Source organism: Paenibacillus sp. CECT 9249, from assembly GCF_918697855.1.
Classification (GTDB): domain Bacteria; phylum Bacillota; class Bacilli; order Paenibacillales; family Paenibacillaceae; genus MSJ-34.
In genome coordinates, this window is record NZ_CAKKLI010000025.1 from 1 (window position 1) to 13,739 (window position 13,739).

Annotated in this window: 18 protein-coding genes and 1 pseudogene; 9 read left to right on the top strand and 10 right to left on the bottom strand. The window is 50.8% G+C overall.

Annotated elements, in window-relative coordinates; genetic code table 11:
* Window positions 1-169: 169 nt before the first annotated feature.
* Window positions 170-532, top strand: coding sequence for an ATP-binding protein (locus LQ229_RS17010; RefSeq protein WP_230192350.1), 363 nt, complete (start codon window positions 170-172; stop codon window positions 530-532).
* The gene (locus tag LQ229_RS17015) at window positions 529-2,148 is read left to right on the top strand and encodes a response regulator (protein WP_230192351.1); all 1,620 of its coding nucleotides are present in this window, start codon (window positions 529-531) and stop codon (window positions 2,146-2,148) included. The genes LQ229_RS17010 and LQ229_RS17015 overlap by 4 nt, the downstream gene beginning before the upstream one ends.
* Before the next feature lie 53 nt (window positions 2,149-2,201).
* On the opposite strand, the gene LQ229_RS17020 is transcribed toward LQ229_RS17015, so the two are convergent.
* Window positions 2,202-2,660 (bottom strand): helix-turn-helix domain-containing protein, encoded by a 459-nt coding sequence (locus LQ229_RS17020; protein WP_230192352.1) that lies wholly within the window; start codon window positions 2,658-2,660, stop codon window positions 2,202-2,204.
* 92 nt (window positions 2,661-2,752) lie between these two features.
* Between LQ229_RS17020 and LQ229_RS17025 the strand changes: the two genes are divergently transcribed.
* On the top strand, window positions 2,753-3,313 hold the full coding sequence (locus LQ229_RS17025; protein WP_216541255.1) for a dihydrofolate reductase family protein: 561 nt from the start codon (window positions 2,753-2,755) through the stop codon (window positions 3,311-3,313).
* A gap of 68 nt (window positions 3,314-3,381) precedes the next feature.
* Here LQ229_RS17025 and LQ229_RS17030 read toward each other — a convergent pair whose 3' ends face one another.
* On the bottom strand, window positions 3,382-3,954 hold the full coding sequence (locus tag LQ229_RS17030) for an NAD(P)H-dependent oxidoreductase (RefSeq protein WP_216541256.1): 573 nt from the start codon (window positions 3,952-3,954) through the stop codon (window positions 3,382-3,384).
* Window positions 3,955-4,208: 254 nt separating this feature from the next.
* Here LQ229_RS17030 and LQ229_RS17035 point away from each other — a divergent pair, with 254 nt between their 5' ends.
* The 6 genes and pseudogenes from LQ229_RS17035 (at window position 4,209) to LQ229_RS17060 (ending at window position 8,453) form a co-directional block, all read left to right on the top strand.
* Window positions 4,209-4,964 (top strand): MerR family transcriptional regulator, encoded by a 756-nt coding sequence (locus LQ229_RS17035; RefSeq protein ID WP_216538471.1) that lies wholly within the window; start codon window positions 4,209-4,211, stop codon window positions 4,962-4,964.
* Window positions 4,961-5,917 carry an ABC transporter ATP-binding protein gene (locus LQ229_RS17040; RefSeq protein WP_216538470.1) on the top strand — a complete coding sequence of 319 codons (957 nt, stop codon included), beginning with the start codon at window positions 4,961-4,963 and terminating at the stop codon, window positions 5,915-5,917. The genes LQ229_RS17035 and LQ229_RS17040 overlap by 4 nt, the downstream gene beginning before the upstream one ends.
* On the top strand, window positions 5,892-6,626 hold the full coding sequence (locus tag LQ229_RS17045; protein WP_216538469.1) for an ABC transporter permease: 735 nt from the start codon (window positions 5,892-5,894) through the stop codon (window positions 6,624-6,626). Before LQ229_RS17040 ends, LQ229_RS17045 begins: the two co-directional genes overlap by 26 nt.
* A 78-nt stretch (window positions 6,627-6,704) precedes the next feature.
* Window positions 6,705-6,830 (top strand): annotated as a pseudogene (locus LQ229_RS17050) (antibiotic biosynthesis monooxygenase); the annotation flags it as partial.
* Window positions 6,831-7,088: 258 nt separating this feature from the next.
* Window positions 7,089-8,036, top strand: coding sequence for an aminoglycoside phosphotransferase family protein (locus tag LQ229_RS17055; protein WP_216538468.1), 948 nt, complete (start codon window positions 7,089-7,091; stop codon window positions 8,034-8,036).
* Between the two features lie 21 nt (window positions 8,037-8,057).
* The gene (locus LQ229_RS17060; RefSeq protein WP_253298101.1) at window positions 8,058-8,453 is read left to right on the top strand and encodes a glyoxalase superfamily protein; all 396 of its coding nucleotides are present in this window, start codon (window positions 8,058-8,060) and stop codon (window positions 8,451-8,453) included.
* 35 nt (window positions 8,454-8,488) lie between these two features.
* Here the strand turns inward: LQ229_RS17060 and LQ229_RS17065 are convergent, their stop codons facing one another.
* The 8 genes from LQ229_RS17065 to LQ229_RS17100 all read right to left on the bottom strand — a co-directional run bounded on the left by LQ229_RS17065 (window position 8,489) and on the right by LQ229_RS17100 (window position 13,738).
* On the bottom strand, window positions 8,489-8,914 hold the full coding sequence (locus LQ229_RS17065) for a hypothetical protein (RefSeq protein WP_230192353.1): 426 nt from the start codon (window positions 8,912-8,914) through the stop codon (window positions 8,489-8,491).
* Between the two features lie 170 nt (window positions 8,915-9,084).
* Window positions 9,085-9,507 (bottom strand): DUF1801 domain-containing protein, encoded by a 423-nt coding sequence (locus LQ229_RS17070; RefSeq protein ID WP_216538467.1) that lies wholly within the window; start codon window positions 9,505-9,507, stop codon window positions 9,085-9,087.
* 16 nt (window positions 9,508-9,523) lie between these two features.
* The gene (gene nagA, locus LQ229_RS17075) at window positions 9,524-10,681 is read right to left on the bottom strand and encodes an N-acetylglucosamine-6-phosphate deacetylase (protein ID WP_216538466.1); all 1,158 of its coding nucleotides are present in this window, start codon (window positions 10,679-10,681) and stop codon (window positions 9,524-9,526) included.
* 121 nt (window positions 10,682-10,802) lie between these two features.
* Window positions 10,803-11,171 (bottom strand): monovalent cation/H(+) antiporter subunit G, encoded by a 369-nt coding sequence (gene mnhG / locus LQ229_RS17080; RefSeq protein WP_216538479.1) that lies wholly within the window; start codon window positions 11,169-11,171, stop codon window positions 10,803-10,805.
* The gene (locus LQ229_RS17085) at window positions 11,152-11,445 is read right to left on the bottom strand and encodes a Na(+)/H(+) antiporter subunit F1 (protein ID WP_216538465.1); all 294 of its coding nucleotides are present in this window, start codon (window positions 11,443-11,445) and stop codon (window positions 11,152-11,154) included. Before LQ229_RS17085 ends, mnhG begins: the two co-directional genes overlap by 20 nt.
* The gene (locus tag LQ229_RS17090) at window positions 11,442-11,921 is read right to left on the bottom strand and encodes a Na+/H+ antiporter subunit E (RefSeq protein ID WP_216538464.1); all 480 of its coding nucleotides are present in this window, start codon (window positions 11,919-11,921) and stop codon (window positions 11,442-11,444) included. The genes LQ229_RS17085 and LQ229_RS17090 overlap by 4 nt, the downstream gene beginning before the upstream one ends.
* On the bottom strand, window positions 11,860-13,407 hold the full coding sequence (locus LQ229_RS17095; RefSeq protein ID WP_230192354.1) for a Na+/H+ antiporter subunit D: 1,548 nt from the start codon (window positions 13,405-13,407) through the stop codon (window positions 11,860-11,862). Before LQ229_RS17095 ends, LQ229_RS17090 begins: the two co-directional genes overlap by 62 nt.
* Window positions 13,400-13,738, bottom strand: coding sequence for a Na(+)/H(+) antiporter subunit C (locus LQ229_RS17100; protein ID WP_216538462.1), 339 nt, complete (start codon window positions 13,736-13,738; stop codon window positions 13,400-13,402). Before LQ229_RS17100 ends, LQ229_RS17095 begins: the two co-directional genes overlap by 8 nt.
* Window position 13,739 lies beyond the last annotated feature (1 nt).

Genomic DNA, 13,739 nt, shown 5'->3' on the forward strand with positions numbered 1-13,739 from the left:
GGGGAAAGTGTATCCACATAATGTTGACTTGAACCGAACGAACTGGGAAACCTCCACTTTTTTACAGTCCGCGAGGCAGATCCACTATATTCAGTGTTTGATATTACGGGCTTTCGAAATTTAGGTTGAAGACGAAGCGCTGCTCTCCTGTCCGATTCCCCGGTTCTCCTTGCAGCCGCTCGTCGAAAACGCGATCTTCCATGGCATCGAGCCCAAGGGCCGCGGGCATATCGTCATATCCGTGGAAAAAAGCGGCGAATCCGCTATTCTCGTGACGATCGAAGATAACGGCGTCGGTATGGAGGAAGAGCAAATTGCACGCATTCTCTCCGCTTCGGACTCCGAATCGGACGGTTTATTCGCGAATGTCGGACTTCGCAGCGTTCATGAACGTTTGCGGCTCACTTTCGGAGATCAATACGGCCTTTCCATAGAAAGCGAACGGGATCGCTACACGAAAATGAATATTTTGTTGCCGTACCAAACAATGGAATCATCTACGAATCAATCCGCAAATTTAGCGAGGAAGTGATAGTATTGTTCAAATTGCTGATCGCCGATGACGAAGCCCTTGTCTGTATCGGCCTCCAGTCGATGTTGAAATGGGAAGCGTATGGAATCGAAATTGTCGGCGTCGCCCATAACGGCGCCGAGGCCGAAGAGATGATCGACGCGCTGCGCCCCGATCTCGTCATTACCGACATCAAGATGCCGGTCAAAACCGGCCTGCAGGTGGCCGAGTCCGTTCGCAAAAAGTACGGTCGCATCCCGCTTTTCATGATTTTGACCAGCTATGAAGAGTTTGAATATGCCCGCAGCGCGATCGAAGTTCAGGCGGTGGACTATTTGATCAAGCTGGAGTTGAACGCGCAGACATTGGGGGAATCCGTCAAAAAGGCGGTTGCCATGCTGGAGGAACACAATGCCAAGGAAAGCTATCCGAACTGGCTCCATCGCAGCAATTTGCATGCGCTGCGCGATAAATTTTTTATCCGCCTGTTCAACCATTTATTCGAAAATAAAAATCAGTACTTGCTGCAAAAGGAAGATCTCGAACTGGATTTATCTTCCCCGGCCTATGTTGTCTGCATTTGCCGCATCTCGGGCCCGGACAGCGTGCCGCCGCGCGGGGATAAGCTCGTCGCCCTATGCTCAAGCACGGTGCAAATGGCGAAAGATACGCTAGCTTCGGTCAGGCCTTGTTATGTGACAAGTCTGGATTTGCGCAATTTCGCCATTACGCTGCCCGTTTCCGGAACGGATCCGGAAGGCTGGAAGGCCGAGGTCGAACAACTGCTGAACGAGATGGCTACGGTACTGCGCAATTATTTTAACGTCAGCGTTATCGGCGCCGTCGGCTATGCGGTGGAAGACCCTTATTTGCTGCACGAGAGCTATCTGGCCGCCCGAAGAGCGCTGCCGACGGCGATTGAGAAGCAAGCTTTCGTTTTCTTCGCCCAGGGGCGACGAGTGGAACTCGAACCGCCATTGTTCGACTATGCCAAATCGCGGCTCGAAATCCGCCGCGCCTTTGAAGAGATCGATACCGGCGCCCTGCATGCGATCATTACGAATATGATCGAAGTGTTCGAAGGCAGGCCGGATTTGCTGGTGCCTGCTACGGACGCCGCCTGCAACGTATTGTATATGGCCGCTTCGCTGCTTGCGGACGGCGAGAATATGGTCGAGCAGATTTTCGAACACGAACCGGAAGGGTACCGCGCCATTTACAAGAAGCATACGATCGAGGGCGTCATAGACTGGCTGATTCGGTTCCGGGACGGCTGCTGCGAGATTCTGTCTTCCAGAAGGCAAAGCTACAAGGAGCAGATCGTTAAGAACGTGCAAGACTATATTAAAAGGAACTTGGACAGCAAACTGTCGTTAAATCAGGTCGCCACGATGTTCAACTTCAGCCCGAATTATTTGAGCCACTTGTTCTCGAAAACGGCCAAGGTCAATTTCGTGGAATATGTAACGGAGACGAAGATGGCGGCCGCCAAGGAAATGATGTCCCGCGGAGAAGGCCGAATATACGAAATATCGCAAAAGCTCGGCTACGACAGCGCCTTTTATTTCAGCAAAGTGTTCAAGAAGGTGGAAGGAATATCGCCGCGCGAATATATGCAGCGGATGGAATCGAAATGATTATCGCGGAAAGAACCGTTCACATCATGGACGGTTCTTTTATCGCTCGGAGCCTATAAATTCAATCTTTTCACAACGCTGTTAGGACCGTTCATGAAAGAACTGCCCGATTCGACGGCTTCCCGATATAGCTTTAATACGACTTCCCGATCGTACCGCAGCGATTTGAACCAGGCGTCGGGCGCTTCCGGATGCGGGGAATGCCGCGAACCCCATACTGCCATCTCATAAACAATCGGAATAACATCCATTCCCTTCTCCGTCAACGAATAAATATATTTTCTTTTATCCGTTTCGCTGGGCGATTTGACAATAATGCCTTTTCTCTCCAAATGCGCAAGCCGGTCCGCCAACACGCTAGGCCCGATCCGCTCCTCCGAATCCAGAAATTCGCCGAACGTTTTTTTGCCGAGCGCAATCATGTCGCGCACGATCAGCAGCGACCAGGTGTCGCCGAATATTTCTACGGTATGGTTAATGGGACAATTGGATTTATGATCTTCTCTTTTCATACATCAAGTTTACCATATTTCAGTTTGATTATCAAAGCAATTTATGATACATTACTATCATTATCAAAGTAAAAATTTTGGAGGGCTTTTACATGGGCAAAATCGTATTGACGATGCAAATGTCGATCGACGGCGTTGTGTCAAATGAAGATCGGTGGATGACGTTAAGCGAAGAGATTTTTGAAGATTATTTGGAGTATTACCAGTCGTTGGAGGCGATCATCATCGGGGGCCATTCCTATTCCTCTATGGCGCACTATTGGCAAAATGCGGAGCAATCGTCCCATTCCCCGCTCGAACGAGCTATAGCCGAACGAATGAACGCGCTTCCCAAAGTTGTCATTTCCCGCTCGCAATTGGACCTAGTATGGAGAAATTCGGAGCAGATCTTAGCCATTGACGATGAATCCGTCGCTCGTGAAATCGGCAAACTGAAACAAAGGGCCGGAAAAATTTCCGTCGAGAGCGGGGTTGGAACGTGGCAGCGATTGATCCGGCAGGATCTTTTCGACGAGCTTTGGCTGCTCGTTCATCCTGTGGTGGCTTCTGACGGAGAGAAACTGTTCGCTTTGGCCGACAAGCCATTTTCCATGAATCTAAGCGGCAGCAAAATATATAAGAACGGCGTCGTCGGATTGCATTATCAGAAATAGAACTTTCTTAAGGGGTTGTCTCTGTCATCTTGGATGATGTTTGAGACATCCCCTTTCGTTTTCTATTTTCATTGTTTTCCGTTTCTTCTTACTGTCTTTAACGCACCGCTCCAAGCGATTAGTTGATCAAGCATTTGATTGGCATTATTGGCATGGTAATGGGCCGGTTTGAAGGATTTCATATTGTCGAAATCCGTCATAAGCGAGAAAGTTACCGCCGTGCGTACATCTGCAATTTGAAGCTCTCCCAGAATAAGACGAAGATTTTCGATCGCGCGCGCACCGCCCAGGCCGCCGTAAGCGACAAAGCCGGCTGCCTTGTTGTATGCTTCCGAATGCAAGTAATCGAGCGCATTTTTCAATACTCCCGATGTGGCGTGATTATATTCCGGCGATACGAAAATATAACCGTCAAAGGAAGCCATTTTATCCGACCAGGCTGTCATCGCCGCATTGGCATCGATTTGCATCGCTTCAGGTACGGCTGCACCCAAAAACGGCAATGGGTATTCAACAAGATCCACAAGTTCATAAGCGACATCATCGTTTCGTTGCACCGCAAAATCATACATCCATTGTGCCACAGCTGCACCGTTTCGACCTTGACGCGTACTCCCGATTATGATTCCGATTTTCAACATGGAATTTCCCCCTCAATCATGTGTCCTCGGAATCATTTTATAACGGTTTTTAAATAATTAATAATATATATTTATACATCTATTCATAACTTATAGTATATCAATTAAGCTGCGATGACAGAGCAGCGGGACTTCTGTTCGAATGATATAAATACGGTGTCAACGCATTTTGTTGAAACTTTTTCCAATTCCCCCTTGAATCGCACGTAACGTGTTGTTTTATACTTGGATTAGATGAATAAAGGGGTGAAAAAATGTACTCAATCGGTCAATTGTCCAAAAAAACGGGGGTCACGGTCAGAACGCTCGACTATTACGACGAGATCGGCCTGGTCGTTCCTTCCTCCTCCACAGACGGAGGCCATCGCTTATATAGCGAGAACGACGTTTTACGATTGGAACAGGTTTTGGCTCTGAAGTATATGGGCTTTCCCTTGCGGCAAATCAAGAAGATTTTAAAAGAGTCTACCGTATCGTGGCAGCAATCGATCGCTCAGCAATTAGGAATGGTGAAACAGCAGCAAATCCGGCTGCAGGCGCTTGAAAGAGCTTTGGAAGGCGTCCTCTACTCGATAGAATTCGAGGGTGAAGTGAAGTGGCCGATCGTTTTTGAAACGATCCGCTTGTTTCATCATGACCCGGAGATCGCCTTCCGTATGTTAAACAAATATTTTCCCTGCGAAGAGACCGAGGAAATACTTCGTTTGAACGATCGATTGACGAAAGAAGAACTGCGCGGATGGTTTCATATTATTCAGGACATTCAAGCCCATCTCCATGAGGACCCCGGCTCGGATCTAGCCCAGGCCTTGGCCGATAAATGGCTGGACCAAGTACGGAGCATGTTCGGAACGGATGAATCCCGCCTGGATAAAATGTGGGAGGTTGTCAAAGACCGGAAGGACGGCATCCCTTTCTACCCGTTGAATGCGGAAGTCGTTCATTTCATCGAACGTGCGATGGCGATTAAGGAGCAGCGTAACGAAGCGCAGGCGGAGGTGGAGCGATGATCCTTGACGTGAACGGGTTAACGAAAATATTCCCCGGACCGAACCGGACGCAAGTTGTCGCCAACGACCGGCTTACCTTTCAGATCGGGGAAGGAGAAATTTTTGGATTGTTAGGGCATAACGGGGCCGGAAAAACGACGATCGTCAATCAAATTTTAGGTTTATTAACTCCTGACGACGGTGAAATCACTTTAATGGGTAAATCGGTTATCACATCGCCAATGCACGCAAGAGCGATCTGTTCAGTACAGCCTCAATCGCAAGTGTCATTAGGATTCCTTACGCCGACGCAGGCCGTTACGCTTATGGGAAAAATGCGGGCGGGATCCAAATTTGATCCGAAGCGGATGAACAGATTGTTCGACATGTTGGATATGGGCGAATGGGCAAACAAAGAAGGCCAAAAACTGTCGGGCGGCATCCGCAGGTTGACGGCTTTTTGCATGGCGGTCATCACCCCTGGCAAATTGGTCATCCTTGACGAGCCGACCAACGATGTCGATCCCGTTCGCAGACGTTATCTATGGCAAGCGATTCGGGAAATAACCCGCGATGGAACTTCCGTCATTTTAGTAACGCATAATGTCGTTGAAGCCGAGAAGGCAGTCGATCGAATTGCGATCTTGGATAAAGGAAAGTTTCTCGCGCAAGGGACGCCTTCCGAAATCAAAAGCGCCGTCAGCGATCGAATGCGGCTGGAGATTCGATGGAATAAAGAGTTGGCCGATTCCGATATGCCGGATTGGGCACGCATCACTTATCGCAACGGCAATCAGATGCTATGCTCCCTTCAACCTTCTTTGGCGCCGCTTGCGATTCGTTGGGCGGCGGAACAAGTCGATCAAGGCTTTATTCTGGATTATTCCTTATCCCCCACGACGATGGAAGATGTATATATCGAATTGACTGTCGGAAAGGAGAAGTCCAATGAGCCATCTGTTCAATCAGTATAAATACGTGTTTCAAATGCAGTTTCTTAGAAATTCGGGATATTTGTTTTTCTTTGCTCTCATTCAAATTTTGCTGGCGATCGGAATTGTCATCGGGCTTACTTATATCATTCCCGACCCGAGTCCGGACAGCATCCTGTTTCTGGCGACCGGTGCGCCTACGCTCATTTTGATCGTGACCGGAATGGTTATTTTGCCGCAGCAAATCGGTACGGCGAAATCGGACGGATTCATGGAGTTTATGCGGACGTGGCCGATCCATCGCGGGATCATTCTTGGAGCGGATACGACGTTATGGCTATGCATTACGATTCCGGCAATCGCCGTTTCTTCCGTCGTCGCGCATTTGATGTTTCAACCCGGATACGATGTATCTTGGACCGTCATTCCAGCCCTTCTTATGATTGCATTAACTTCGATTGGCGTCGGATACGGCCTGTCCTACCTCCTATCCCCGGAAAATTCGCTTGCGATTTCCCAGGTGATCGTGTTTGGCGCGCTTATGTTTTCACCGGTCAATTTCCCGATGGAGCGATTGCCGGAATGGCTTCAAGCATTGCATCAAGTGTTGCCGATCTACTCTATGGCGGAAGTGATGCGATCCTCTTTGGCCGCCTCTGCCTTCACGGCCAGTACGGGCAACTATATCAATTTGCTTCTATGGTGTATAGCAGGCTACGGAGGCGCTATTTATATTTTAAATAAAAAATAAGTATACTGGATCTGTGCAACCTATTGGATCATGGAAGGAGAACGCCGCTTTGGACGAAATTGCAAAAGGAACGAACGGATGTATTATGCGGTTATTTTTACAAGCAAACGAACTCCGGGAGATCGCGGTTACAGTGCGATGGCCGACAAAATGGAGCAGCTTGCCTCCCGGCAGCCCGGCTTCCTAGGCGTGGAAAGCGTAAGGATTCGGCGGGAGTCGGCGATACAGCCGTAGATCGCCGGGAATACATGTACGATTGCAGGCTTTCCTCCCAAGCGGAGGGCTGACGACCCGTCGGGCTGCTAACGAAACGTATATACGCTAATCGCCTGTAAATCGCCTTGTTGCTGGTGTCACGAAACTATAACGGTGGCGAATTATGAAATTGATCTGATCGCAGTCTTATTCCGTATGTTATAATTTGGGATGAATCATACAGACGCTCCCCAGGAGGCCATAACAATGAACAAAATAACCACCGTCCTGAAACATCATTATGACATCGATGCGATAGACGTTTCGCCGCAGCAAGGCGGCTGGTCGGCGCTCGCCTATAAAGTGACAGGCAACGGGCATGCCTGCTTCTTAAAGGTATATGAAAAAAGCAGAGCCTCCACCCCGAAATGGACGGCATTAATCGACCAATATGTGCCGATCTTGATTTGGCTTTTCCGCCATAGCGGCTTAAAGGGCAAAATTCCCGTACCATTGCCGACAAATTCCGGCCAATATAAATGTGAAGACGACGATGGCATTTATTTGCTTTATGACTATATCGAGGGGGAGACGATCGGCGACCGCGCCCTAACCGCGGAGCAAGTTGAAGAACTCGCGCGCATCGTCGCAGAGCTTCATCGTTACGGGGAAGACATCCCTCTCGACACGGATGCGATCAAGGAACATTTCGAAGTGCCGTTCTTGCGGCAGCTTAGGAACGCGTTGAGTAATGAGTTTCATCATATTCCTAACGATATACAATTATTGATAACCCCTTATACGGATCGATTCATAGAGTTGGCCGATACCGTTGATCGTCTGTCTGTTCGTTTGAGGAACAGCAATGTAAAAATGACTCTCTGCCACACCGATATTCATCCTTGGAATTTGATGCAATCCGGGCGGCGGCTGCTGCTGATCGATTGGGAAGGTTTGAAATTGGCGCCTGTTGAAGCGGATATGATGTTTTTCGTTGAAGAGCCGTACTATGATGAATTTATGAGCGTCTACCGGAAATATCATAAAAGCTATGCGATCAATCCCGATGCCCTGCAGTTTTATCAATGGAGACGAAAATTGGAAGATATATGGGAATGGCTGGAGCAACTGCTGTTTGACAGTCAAAATGCGGAAGAAAGAAAGGTAACCGTAAATTATTTAACGCAAGAACTGAAAACGATCATGGATCATTGATCTGTAGTGAAAGGAGAAACTATGAGTGCATCTGAAATAAAAATGAGTTCCGTCATCCCGATCCTGCGTATATTCGATGAAGGAAAGGCAAAGGAATTTTACTTGCGATTTTTACCGTTTACGTTGGATTGGGAGCATCGATTCGAGGCAAACTTGCCGTTATATATGCAAATCTCCTTTCAAGACTGTATCTTGCATCTTTCAGAGCATCATGGGGATTGCTGTCCCGGTTCCGCCATTCGAATTCAGGTCGACAATATCGAGGAATTGCATCGAACAATGATTTCCCGAGAGTATCCGTTCGCTCGCCCCGGGATCGAAACGACGCCATGGGATACGTTGGAACTTTGTGTCATCGATCCGTTCGGGAACCGAATTCTGTTCTATCAAGAGATTTCTCCCGACGAAGAACGATAGGCGTCAAAAGGGAAGCGAACGGATAGTCTTTTTTACTAAGATCGCTGCCGCATACGCATGAGCGCCGTCGCCAACATTCCCGCCGCAAGGCCCCAAATCGCATTGGTGACGAGAACGCCGACGATTCCGAACGGGTTGGTCAAAGGTCCTTGCAGCTGACCGGTAAGGATCGGCGATAGAACGGCGCTCACGACGATGGCGAATACGCCGTAGGAAATCCCGACCAGCAGCAAAGTAAGTAGAGGTTGCGTTACACGTGCGAATACAACGGCAGCGATCCAAACGGCGGTAATGACGATCGTTGCCGCAATGCTGGCGAAGGGCTGTCCGATCGCCTCCAGCCAGCCCAGCATGCTCATGACCGGCCGCAATAAGGCCAAGGCGCCGAGCCCCGCAATGAGCGGCCATTGCCGCTTTGCTTCCCCGAACGATTTCGTTGATTCACGATATGAATATGCCATTCCATATCCACTCCTTATCCGTCATTCGTTGCAACGAGTTCCCTTATCGAAGCGTCACTCGCTCAACATATCATCATTTTACCAGCAACATGTTGTGAACTTATGACGAACCGGTACGGGTTCGATGAAATTGGAATAACGAATAAAGAAGCGCTTGAAGGCAGAGCAGATTATGGATTCGGATAGCTTGCCCGAAGAAACGCGACGGATTGTGTAATTAACGCCCGCAACACATCGACATCGATATCCGCGATTTTATTAATATAAACGCAAGCCTTCCCCGCCGTATGTTTTCCGAGTCTCTGCAATAATTGTTCCCGTTTCGTGTCGCCCGTCGCAAAGTACAAGCTGATTTTGCTTTTGCGGGGCGAGAAGCCGACCAGCGGCGCATCGCCTTCGTGGCCGGAATCGTATTTATAATGATAGGAGCCGAACCCGATTATGCTCGGTCCCCACATTTTCGCTTCATACCCTGTCGTTTCCGTGAAAATATCGAGCAGCCGATAAGCGTCCTCGCGTTTTTTGACATTTTCGACGCTTTCGATAAACTCGATGACGCTGTTCTCTGTTTGCTTTGTTTTCAATTCGTACAAATGCGATCCCTCCCCTTTATCCGGAATGTACGATTCGCCCTTGCACCATCGTCCATTGCACGTCAAACCGCTCGTCGAGCAATGCGAGATCGGCTTGGCAACCGGGAGCGATCCGGCCCGTGCGCGGGTTTCCAAGAATGTCCGCCGGCGTGGTCGAAGCCATTTGCACGGCATCGGTCAAAGGAATGCCGAGCTCGACCGCCAATTGCAGCGATTGATTCATCGTAATGGTGCTCGATGCCAGCGTTCCGTCTTTCAAACGGGCGATCCCGCCGACAACCTCGACTTGATGACCTCCGAACGTATAAATGCCGTCGCCCAATCCCATCGCTTGCAGCGCGTCCGTAATCAATACCATCTTCTGCGCTCCTTTCATGCGATGCATCATGCGTACGATCGCAGGATGCAGGTGGACGTTATCCACAATCGCTTGAAGGCTCACATGCTCTTCCTCGAAAGCGGCGACGATCAGGCCGGGATCGCGATGGTGAATCGGCCGCATGCCATTGAAGCAATGCGTTACATGGCTGGCTCCTTCGGCAAACGCCCGCTTCGCCTCTTCGTAAGTAGCGTCGGAATGGGCAACCGCAACGATAACGCCACGCTCCTGCAAATAGGAAATCATCTCCATCCCGCCGGGCAATTCGGGGGCGATCGTCACCATTTTAATCGATGAACCCGCTTCCGTGAAAATTCGTTTCATTTCATCGACATCGGGATGGCGGAGAAATTGCTCGTTCTGCATCCCTTTCCGTTTCCGGTTCAAGTACGGGCCTTCCAAATGAATCCCCGCAATGACGGCTCCCTCTTCCTTGCCGGCGGTCCGCTTGACGCTGCGAATCATGCCGAGCAAATCTTCGATCGTCGAGCTCACCGAAGTCGCCAGAAACGACGTGCAGCCGCTTGCCGCGCATGCCCGCGATACTTGCTGGATGCTCTGTTCCGTGCCGTCCATCATGTCGTAGCCGTTCGCTCCGTGAATATGAACGTCGATCATCCCGGGAATGAGCATGAGCCCTTTGCCGTCGATCATCTCGCAGTCTTGAGCTTGAGCAGGAAATATCGGTCCCGTTTCGACCTTCTCGATCAGTCCGTCCCGAATCCAGACGGCAGCCGGCCATAGCACGGAATCCCCGCATATGGCGCGGACCGGATAGATGACTTTGCGATTCATCGAGTTCCCCTCCCCTTCTCGCTTCCATCTTTACGTCTATTGTAAGTTGTCTAAATGTATTTATCAAACCGATACGTTGCGATCATCGCGAGGACAACGCAAATGCCGTGCTCCGGCGAGATTACGATCGATCCTCCCCGCTGTCCCGCTCCATCGCCGCTTTGAGATCGTCCCGTACGCTTCGCCCCCATAATGGAACTCCTGACCGATATGCGGCCCGTCCGGTTAAATGCCCGGCTACCGGCGAAGTAATGAAGACGAAGACGATGCCGAGAAGGAGCTTCGCGTTGACTTGTTCCAGATGGATCAAGAAATACAGGAACGCCCCGGCCAACACGCATAGCACGCCGAGCGTCGCGCTTTTGGTCGCGGCATGCGACCGCAAATAAACGTCAGGCAGCCGAATGAGCCCGAATGCGCTTAATAAGCTGAGCAAAGCGCCGATTACAACGAGCAATGCGACGGCATGCTCAACGATCGTCTTCGCCATCTCCCCGTTCAATGACAACGCCCCTTTCGATATATTTGGCAAATGCCGTCGTTCCGATAAAGGTAAGAATTCCGATCAACAAAATAATATCGATATAGACTCCGGTTTGCTGCATCATGCATATGACCGCCACCATCGCCAGCAGATGAATTCCGATCGCGTCCAAAGCGATCATCCGGTCGGCCATGGACGGCCCTGCGAGCAGCCGATATAGGCAGCCGACCACGGCCAACGATATCATACCTAGAGATGCAAGCAGCATAGCGGATATCATGACCGGGTCACCTCCATAATCGCTTTTTCGAATGTTCCTTTAATTTGCTCGGACAGCAATGTCGCATCGTCCAAATCCATAGCGTGAATATATAAAGTGCGCGCATCGCGCGACACTTCCAAAGTGAGCGTGCCCGGCGTCAAACAGATCAGGCAGGACAAGAGCGTCACTTCCCAATCGGATGCAAGATCCGTCGAATGCGCGAATATGCCCGGTCGGACGGCAAGCTTCGGCCGAATCAATTGCCGAACGACCTCGAAGCCGGAAATTAGCAATTCCTTCAGAAACAGGAGCAGCAAAGCGGCGACGGCCCAACATTTTTTCACATAGAAAGCATGCGGCCAAAATCGCCTTAACCCGCCGATCAGCAGCATCCCGATGACGAATCCGGCCGCAAATCCGGCAACCGACCGGTCATTGTGCAGAAACATCCATATGAAAGCGATGCAAAGGTTCAGCAACAGTTGCAATGCCATTTTGCCCTTCTCCCTTCAGTACTGATTCGATATAATGCTCCGGGTGCGCCAGTCCCTCTCCTGCTTGCGCCACGAACGAATACGCCCAGTCGGCTCCGATTCCAAACAGGAGCATCACGACGAACAGGCCGAGCGCCGCGTGCTGCATCCATTGCCCGCTCCTTCTCCGTTTCGCCGGACCGGATTTCTCCCGCCCCCAGAACGCGTGCATAAAGATGTTCATCATAGAGTACAGCACGATCAAGCTGGACAGCAGCGCGACGGCGGAAAACCAGTAGAACCCTTCGCCCAATCCGCCCCGGATCATCAGCGCTTTCCCGGGGAACCCGCTCAGCGGCGGCACGCCGACCATCGCCAGCGCCGTCACGAAAAACATCCAGCCCAGCAAGGGATAACGCCCGATGAGCCCGCCCATTTCCTTCACGTCGTCGGTGCCGGCTCTTGCGGCGATCATGCCGCCCAGGAAAAAGACGAGCGCTTTGGCAACCATATCGTGCAGCAAATAAAAAACGACGCCTTGCAGCGAGTCTTTGGCGGCAACCGCCAGTCCGAAAGCGATAAATCCGACGCTCACGATCACATTGTAATTAAGAATGCGTCTTATATCGGTATACGCCACGGCGCCCAATCCCCCCAAGATCATCGTCGCCGCCGCCATCCAGCCGATCCATCGGTGCGTCATATTGGGGTCGTGATAAAAAATAAGGGTAAATACGCGGATCAAAGCGTATAATCCGACTTTCGTCAACAAGGCGCCGAACAAGGCCGTTACCGCCGCAGGCGGAGCTCCGTAAGAGCCCGGCAGCCAAAAAAACAGAAACAAGCCCGCCTTCAATGAAAATACGATTAAAAACAATACGGCGATGACGTTTACAATGCCGCCCTGCCCCGCTTCGGCGATCCGAACGGATAAATGGGCGATATTCAGCGTTCCGGCAACTGAGTACAAATAAGCGATCGCAGTGACGAACAGCGTGGATGAAACGATATTGATCAAAATATATTTCAACGTTTCCCTCAATTGCCGCCTCGTTCCTCCCAGAACGATCAGCGCATACGAAGCGATCAGCATCACCTCGAAGCAGACGAACAAATTGAACAGATCCCCGGTCAGAAACGAACCGGTCACCCCTGCAAGCAAAAAATGAAAGAACGGATAAAAATAATGCTTCTCCCTGCGCCGGCCGATGCTGCGAAACGAATAGACCAAACAAGCGGCGCCAACGACCGCAGTCGTAAACACCAGCAAAGCGGCGAACATATCCGCGACGAACACGATGCCGTAAGGCGGGATCCATCCGCCCATACGGAGCGTCTGGATGCCGCCGGTCCGGACTTGGCATACAAGCAAGCAGGCCGCGGCGATATTCGGCACCGCCGCGATCGCGCTAATCAAGCGTTGCATGGCGATATTCTCTTTCAACAATACGAGCACGACAGCGGCGCACAGAGGGATGAGCAGCGGCAGCACGATCCAGTTATTCATCTTCTTCCCCCTTCAGTTCTTCCATATTGTCTGTGCCCAAAGTTTGATATCCCCGATAGGCAAGCACGAAGAAGAACGACGTTACGCCGAAGCTAATGACGATCGACGTCAATATTAACGCTTGCGGCAGCGGGTCGGCATACGGCGCCGGCGCTTGCCCGAGCAGCGGCGCGGCGCCTGCCTTCAAGCCCGACATCGTCAGCAGCAGCAAATGGACGCCGTGCGTAAGCAGCGATGTCCCCAGAATGATGCGAAGCAAGCTTTGGGACAAAATGAGGTATACGCCGACGGCGAAGACGAGGCCGATGGCAAGCGACATGAGCAGTTCCATA